The 6,096-nt window shown below is 59.6% G+C and carries 11 protein-coding genes; 10 read left to right on the forward strand and 1 reads right to left on the reverse strand.

What is annotated here, in order from left to right; genetic code table 11:
• The 10 genes from ACODS0_RS27750 to ACODS0_RS27795 form a co-directional block, all read left to right on the forward strand.
• Positions 1-859: helix-turn-helix transcriptional regulator (locus tag ACODS0_RS27750; protein WP_488838458.1), on the forward strand; the 859-nt coding region annotated here is incomplete at its 5' end.
• A 177-nt stretch (positions 860-1,036) separates the two neighbouring features.
• Positions 1,037-1,327 carry a nucleotidyltransferase family protein gene (locus ACODS0_RS27755; RefSeq protein ID WP_488838460.1) on the forward strand — a complete coding sequence of 97 codons (291 nt, stop codon included), beginning with the start codon at positions 1,037-1,039 and terminating at the stop codon, positions 1,325-1,327.
• Complete coding sequence (locus tag ACODS0_RS27760) at positions 1,324-1,710, forward strand: HepT-like ribonuclease domain-containing protein (protein ID WP_003100872.1); 387 nt, start codon at positions 1,324-1,326, stop codon at positions 1,708-1,710. Before ACODS0_RS27755 ends, ACODS0_RS27760 begins: the two co-directional genes overlap by 4 nt.
• 15 nt (positions 1,711-1,725) lie before the next feature.
• On the forward strand, positions 1,726-1,899 hold the full coding sequence (locus tag ACODS0_RS27765) for a hypothetical protein (RefSeq protein WP_003154411.1): 174 nt from the start codon (positions 1,726-1,728) through the stop codon (positions 1,897-1,899).
• A gap of 47 nt (positions 1,900-1,946) precedes the next feature.
• Positions 1,947-2,303, forward strand: coding sequence for a cupin domain-containing protein (locus ACODS0_RS27770; RefSeq protein WP_003465043.1), 357 nt, complete (start codon positions 1,947-1,949; stop codon positions 2,301-2,303).
• 254 nt (positions 2,304-2,557) lie between these two features.
• A complete protein-coding gene (locus ACODS0_RS27775; protein WP_003100858.1) occupies positions 2,558-2,884 on the forward strand; it encodes a hypothetical protein in 327 nt (108 codons plus the stop codon).
• Positions 2,881-3,381 (forward strand): hypothetical protein, encoded by a 501-nt coding sequence (locus ACODS0_RS27780; protein ID WP_003100856.1) that lies wholly within the window; start codon positions 2,881-2,883, stop codon positions 3,379-3,381. The genes ACODS0_RS27775 and ACODS0_RS27780 overlap by 4 nt, the downstream gene beginning before the upstream one ends.
• A complete protein-coding gene (locus ACODS0_RS27785; RefSeq protein ID WP_003100853.1) occupies positions 3,378-3,749 on the forward strand; it encodes a hypothetical protein in 372 nt (123 codons plus the stop codon). Before ACODS0_RS27780 ends, ACODS0_RS27785 begins: the two co-directional genes overlap by 4 nt.
• Positions 3,743-4,300: a recombinase family protein gene (locus tag ACODS0_RS27790; protein ID WP_003100847.1), complete on the forward strand. Its 558-nt coding sequence runs from the start codon at positions 3,743-3,745 to the stop codon at positions 4,298-4,300. Before ACODS0_RS27785 ends, ACODS0_RS27790 begins: the two co-directional genes overlap by 7 nt.
• 200 nt (positions 4,301-4,500) lie before the next feature.
• Positions 4,501-5,019, forward strand: coding sequence for a YkgB family protein (locus tag ACODS0_RS27795; RefSeq protein WP_003464991.1), 519 nt, complete (start codon positions 4,501-4,503; stop codon positions 5,017-5,019).
• Positions 5,020-5,048: 29 nt separating this feature from the next.
• On the opposite strand, the gene ACODS0_RS27800 is transcribed toward ACODS0_RS27795, so the two are convergent.
• Positions 5,049-5,894 (reverse strand): AraC family transcriptional regulator, encoded by an 846-nt coding sequence (locus ACODS0_RS27800; protein ID WP_003464995.1) that lies wholly within the window; start codon positions 5,892-5,894, stop codon positions 5,049-5,051.
• Positions 5,895-6,096: the final 202 nt, after the last annotated feature.

Genomic DNA, 6,096 nt, shown 5'->3' on the forward strand with positions numbered 1-6,096 from the left:
TTATATGGAGAGTGGAATGGCGGATCGACTGGCCGGCTTGCTCCGGCACTACTCGCTTTCGGCGCGCGTTTTTCACAGCGGCGCCTTCTGTGGGCAGCATCATTACGCGGCGCCGCATGGCTATATCCATCTGGTGCGGCGCGGCCCGATTACGGCGCGTTCGCCCGTGCATGAAGATCTGCTGGTTACCGAGCCGAGCCTGCTGTTTTATCCGCGCGTGGCGTCGCATCGTTTTGTCGCCGCCCCCGGCGATACCGCTGAGCTGTTGTGTGCGGAGGTCGATCTGGGCGCTTCGACGGGCAATCCGTTGGCCATGGCCTTGCCGTCGATGCTGCTGATTCCGCTGGCGGACTTGCCCGGCCTCGGGCCGACGCTAGAGCTGCTGTCTGCCGAAGCCGAGCGCGACCAGTGCGGTCGGCAGGCCGCCATCGACCGCTTGTGCGAGTTGCTACTGATCCAGTTGCTGCGTTATCTGATGGATGGGCGGCTTGGCGCCACCGGACTGCTGGCGGGACTGGCCGACCCGAAACTCGCGCGCGCCATAACCGCCATGCACGATGCGCCGCAGACCGCGTGGTCGCTCGAGGCGCTGGCGGCGCAGGCGGGCATGTCACGCGCGCGCTTCGCCGCCGCGTTCAAAGACGCGGTGGGCGTCACGCCGGGCGACTATCTGGCCGACTGGCGGATGAACGTCAGTTGCACCCTGCTCAAGCAGGGGCGTCCGGTGGCGGTGGTGGCCGACCGCGTCGGCTACGGCAGCCCGAACGCGTTGGCGCGCGCCTTCCGCGTGCGCATGGGCTGCGCCCCGCGCGACTGGCTGGCGCAGCAGCGCGGTGACGCGTCGCTCAGCGGTTCGTGAGTTTGAGGTCGATTCGCCGGTTCTTGGCGTAGGCGGCGTCGGTGTTGCGCTCGTCGAGCGGGTGAAATTCACAGGCGCGGCACGGGAATCAAGGCATTGCGATTCTCGAAAATAGTTCTTGAAATTCTATTCTTGATTGCATATCATCTCAACGAGTTTCGATAAGAAAGGATGCGCATGCGACCGTCTGTTGTGCTTGACATGAAGCGAAGCGCAGTGCGTGAAGCGGTAGGCCGCTTTCGCGCCGCGAACCCGCGCGTCTTCGGCTCGGTGCTGCATGGCACCGACCGGGATGGCAGCGACCTCGACCTGTTGGTCGATGCGCTGCCCGGTGCCACGTTGTTGGACTTGGGCGATTTGGAAGAAGAACTGAAATCGCTGCTCGGCGTTGACGTCGATCTGCTGACTCCCGGCGAACTGCCGCCGAAGTTCCGGGCCAAGGTGCTCGCGGAGGCGCAACCGATATGAGCGAGAACCGCCTGCCCGATTACCTCGACCACATTCAGCAGGCCGCAACCGATGCGCGCAGCTTCGTGGAAGGGATGGCCAAGGACGACTTCTTGGCCGACAAGCGCACCCAGCAGGCCGTCATCATGAGCCTGATCGTCATCGGCGAGGCGGCCACAAAGGTGATGGATGGCTACGTCGAGTTCACCCAGGCGCATGCCGACGTGCCGTGGCGCAGCATGCGCAATATGCGTAATCGCATGGCTCACGGCTATTTCGACATCAACCTCGATGTGGTGTGGGAGACGGTACAGGAATGGCTGCCGGCGTTGCTCCAGCAATTGCCCGCCGTGCGTCAGGATGCCGACGATGAAGACCGTAACGACAAAGGCATGGAGCCATGACCAATCAAGCCGCCGATGTTCGGCCCCTCTGGCGTGTTCGATCCCGCGACCTATGAGCCGCGCTCGGGCAAGACCTTCTGGATGGCCGCAACGGACGTGAGTTCGCTGGTGGGCAAGGAGGCAGCAGCCGACACGCTCATCGGCAACTGCACGACCGCACGACCAGCCTCCCGTTCAAATTCGAGTTAGAACTCATATCCAGCCTGTCTGGGGGCACTGTGAAAGAGGGATCTCCGATGACTGTTGAATCGAGAATATTTTCTGTAGCCGAGTATGTTCAGCCGTCCGAAGGCGAGCCTATTCGTTCCGTTGTGCTTGAAACCCGAGACTCAATTATCGTGGTTTGGCATGTCCATCCCGGGCAGGAAATTGCGGCTCACATTCATCCTCACGGCCAAGACACGTGGACTGTTTTGTCGGGAATGGCTGATTACTTTCAGGGCAATGGGATTGTTCGTGCCCTCAGGGAAGGTGAGATAGCCGTGGCAAGACCGGGCCAAGTGCACGGGGCGCGAAATACAGGTACCGAGCCATTTGTGTTCGTCTCGGTTGTGGCATCAGCCAATGCCGGTTTCGTATTGGCTGAGCGATAGAGCCCAATCTCTGGAGTTGGTCCAATGAGCGGTCGGGGAGATAGGTAACAGACATGCAGCGGACACGGCTGCTAAACCAGGTCGCAAACCTCCTTGCGTCGCAGCGTGCCGCAAGCGACGCGATCAATCGAATGGGGTCGGCATGAGACTGAACACCATCCAGTTCCCGACCGCGTAGCCGCCTGTCCTGCCGATCAGGTCTTGACCATCGACGCCTGGGATCAGTCCTGAATGTTCTTGGAGACCACTACGTTATGAGCCGCAGCCGCCGCAAAACACCCATCGTCGGGCACACGACCTGCGGCAGCGAGCGCGAGGACAAGAAGCTCTGGCATCAGCGCTGGCGCACCCGTGAGCGCACGGCGCTGACCAGCGCGTCGCCCGAAGCCCTGAGCGCCCATCTGCCCCTGCTGGAAAACCAGGCCAGCAGCGTCTGGTCGATGGGCAAGGATGGCCGCTCCTACTGGCCCGTCAAGCGCCAGGCCGCCACGGCGGATCGCATCGCCAATCACAAGGGACGCAACCCGCAAGAACGCGCCTCCCTGAAAAAGCGCCTGCTGCGCAAGTGGATGAGCAAATGAAGCTCTCCTTCCATCAGCACATTGCGCTGTTCTGGATGATCGGTGCTCCGGGCGTCTTCGCGCCCGTGATCGAGAACGCCAAGCGGCCCGATGCCGGCGCCGTCATGGCGTGGGGTGTCGCGATCGTGGCGGTGATGATCCTCTTCACCCCTTTGCTGCTGCGCTGTCCACCATTCCGGCGCTGGTATGGCCGGACGGATGCGCTGTCGGAGCGGCAGCGCCAGGCGCTTGCCGAGCGCGGCCTGCGCCGCTACTACCAGACCGCTTTCGATGACGGCTACGTGCCCCGCGTGATGCCCTACGTGTGGCGCATCATCTGGACGGTCGGCGGGTTGATGGCTGTGACCGCCGTACTGCCTACCAACACCGGACGGCCAGCCTTCGATGCCTTGGTGGTCTTCTCGACCTGGTATCCGATAGGCGTGATGCTGCTGGTTTTCGCGTCGAGGCCCCTTGGCCGGTTGATTCGCCAAAGAGCACAGGAGCGGCGGAAATGAGCACGTCAACCATCGAGGCGCTGGCCAGCGCCTGGGCAAGGATTGCCGAGGAAGCGGAATTCCCCGCTGACTACGAGGGGACTGCCACACCACAAGCGCATCGGGCTAGCGAAGCTATTCAGGAGCAGATTCGGGAGCGCATCGTCGCCACCAACGACATGCGGCTGTTCAGCCTGCTGCACCTGCTGGGTCAGGCGTCGCTGCGCATGGAGCAAGCGCTGTGGCCGGAGGATTACGAGCGGATGACGCGCGAGGTTGAGGAAGCCCTGCGGCAAGCCACCGACGCCAACGCCAGATCGTACACCCACGAAGAAGTGATGCAGGCGATGCAGGAACGCATCGACCGGGCGCGAGACAAGCCATGTTGATTGGCTATGCGCGCGTCTCGACGCAGGATCAGAACCTGGAGCTGCAACGCGAAGCCTTGAGCAAGGCCGGATGTAAAAAGGTCTTCGAGGACAAGGTGAGTGGCACGCGGGCAGACCGGCCTGGCTTGGCCAAGACGCTCGAAATGCTGCGCGAAGGCGATACTTTGGTCGTCTGGAAGCTCGACCGGCTGGGCCGGTCGGTCAAGCAACTGGTCGATCTGGTCGGCGATCTGCACAAGCACGGTGTCCAGTTCAGGAGCCTCACCGACTCCATCGACACCGGCACACCATCCGGGCGGTTCTTCTTCCACGTCATGGCGAGCCTTGCCGAAATGGAGCGCGAGCTGACCGTCGAGCGCACCCGCGCCGGGCTGGAAGTCGCCAAGCAGCTCGGCCGCAAAGGCGGCCGCAAGCCGAAGATGACCGACAGCAAGATCGAGTCGGCCAAGAAGCTGCTGGCCAGCGGGGTGCCGCCCAAGGACGTGGCCAAGAACCTCGGCGTGTCCATTCCGACGCTGTACCGCTGGGTGCCAGCCTCCACGCACGCTTAGCGTGCTTTATTTTCCGTTTTCTGAGACGACCCCTCCACGGCGATCCCTTCATCGCGAATTGCACCGCCCAAGACGATCTGCACTGAAATCAATACTTTCTGATGCCTCTTGATTAGAGATGCCAGCCATAATAATCTCATCGCCAACGCATACGGCGTTCGGCAGCCAACACACTCTCACTCACTACTGGAAGCTCAGACATGAAAACCATAGGCATTGAAAACTCGAAGTCCAGCGTACAGGCCCACTTAACGCTTGGAACCAAAACTATGGGGCTAGGTATCTATGGCGCGTACTTGGCTCTCGCTATTATTTACTTCTGGTTCGGCGGCATGAAATTTACCCACTACGAGGCCGAGGGCCTGGTTCCACTGGTGAGCAACAGCCCGCTTTTGGGATGGGTGTATAGCATTTTTTCGGTCGACATGTTCTCCAGCCTGCTCGGCATACTAGAGATTTCGATCGGCACTCTGATCGCAGGCCGCATGCTGTCGCCCAAACTATCCGTGGTAGGAGGCGCTCTGTCTGCAGGCCTGTTCTTCACAACCCTTAGCTTTATGTTTTCCACTCCGGGCGTCATTGAGCCTAGTTTAGGGTTTCCGGCGATTTCCGTTGCGCCAGGTCAGTTTCTGCTTAAAGACTTAGGGTTGCTTGCTGTTTCGATATTTGTGGCAGGCCATTCGCTGGTTGAACTGGAAAAACGTAAAATTAATGCATAATTTTTTCAATGGCTTAAGGCAGTAATGCCTTAGGCCTTTTTGCCATCATTTTCCCCCGCCAGATCTTTCAACCAGTCACGAGGGCTCAACCCCGTCTTGCGTCTAAATGCGCGAGACAGCGCCGAAGGACTTTCGTAGCCGACTTGAGCTGCAATCAGCGTAATCGAGCGCCCTTCTCGCATCAGCTTCTGAGCCAGGCTAACTCGCCAACTCAACAAATAATCAGCAGGCGTCTGTCCGATGACACTCTTGAAATGCACGGCATACGCAGCGCGTGACATATTTGACTCACTGGCCAGCTCTGCTATTGACCAGGCATGTTCCGGGGAGTTGTGCATCTGTAAAAGCGATCGGGCAAGCCGCATGTCGGCCAGTCCAGCCATCATTCCGGTGCGCAACTGGTGATGATCGAGCAGGTAACGGAGCAACAGAATGATTAGGAGCTCAAATAAGCGCTCAAGCGCGGCTTCCCTTCCACAATGCACATTTGCCGCCTCGGCAAACATCCACTCCAACGTGTCTGCCAGCATGGGCAGATCATCGAGTGCGAGCACCAAACAGTCCGGTAATGAAGCCGACAAAGGATTATCAATTCCGCCCTCAAACTCCATGGAAGCACACAACAACTTTGCGCCATCGGACTCACCCGCAAACAATTGATGCTTGGCGGGGCGTGGCATAAAAATCAAGCTAGGGCGAGTGAGCTGCAAATCCTTGCGATCGGGACCAAGCAACGTCACGCTGCCGGCCTGAAGCAGATGGATATAACCTCGCCGCTCGGCGCCATCGTAAGATGCAGAGCCGCATAGGTCGCCGTCATAGAACAGATTGGCCCGCACGCCGAACCGCGAGAGCAAATTAGACAAACGATCCATTGGCCGATCCTTGACGAGTCAGAACGCACAGACCATACCATCTGCGTTGTCGTTCAGTGCCTGTAGCGAACATGCCGGCGTAAATCAGCCAACGGATAAAGTGATCACTGAGCAGCTCAGCCTCCCTTTCCAGTTCGGCTGTTAAAAAAACAACACCGTTGTTTGAAAGCACCAGCAAATCAAGTGCTCACTCTTCTATTTT

This window comes from Acidovorax sp. FG60, assembly GCF_057808995.1.

Coding starts and splice junctions, on each gene's coding strand:
- ACODS0_RS27755 (WP_488838460.1), top strand. CDS start 1,037: ATGCGACCGTCTGTTGTGCTTGACATGAAGCGAAGCGCAGTGCGTGAA.
- ACODS0_RS27760 (WP_003100872.1), top strand. CDS start 1,324: ATGAGCGAGAACCGCCTGCCCGATTACCTCGACCACATTCAGCAGGCC.
- ACODS0_RS27765 (WP_003154411.1), top strand. CDS start 1,726: ATGTTCGGCCCCTCTGGCGTGTTCGATCCCGCGACCTATGAGCCGCGC.
- ACODS0_RS27770 (WP_003465043.1), top strand. CDS start 1,947: ATGACTGTTGAATCGAGAATATTTTCTGTAGCCGAGTATGTTCAGCCG.
- ACODS0_RS27775 (WP_003100858.1), top strand. CDS start 2,558: ATGAGCCGCAGCCGCCGCAAAACACCCATCGTCGGGCACACGACCTGC.
- ACODS0_RS27780 (WP_003100856.1), top strand. CDS start 2,881: ATGAAGCTCTCCTTCCATCAGCACATTGCGCTGTTCTGGATGATCGGT.
- ACODS0_RS27785 (WP_003100853.1), top strand. CDS start 3,378: ATGAGCACGTCAACCATCGAGGCGCTGGCCAGCGCCTGGGCAAGGATT.
- ACODS0_RS27790 (WP_003100847.1), top strand. CDS start 3,743: ATGTTGATTGGCTATGCGCGCGTCTCGACGCAGGATCAGAACCTGGAG.
- ACODS0_RS27795 (WP_003464991.1), top strand. CDS start 4,501: ATGAAAACCATAGGCATTGAAAACTCGAAGTCCAGCGTACAGGCCCAC.
- ACODS0_RS27800 (WP_003464995.1), bottom strand. CDS start 5,894: ATGGATCGTTTGTCTAATTTGCTCTCGCGGTTCGGCGTGCGGGCCAAT.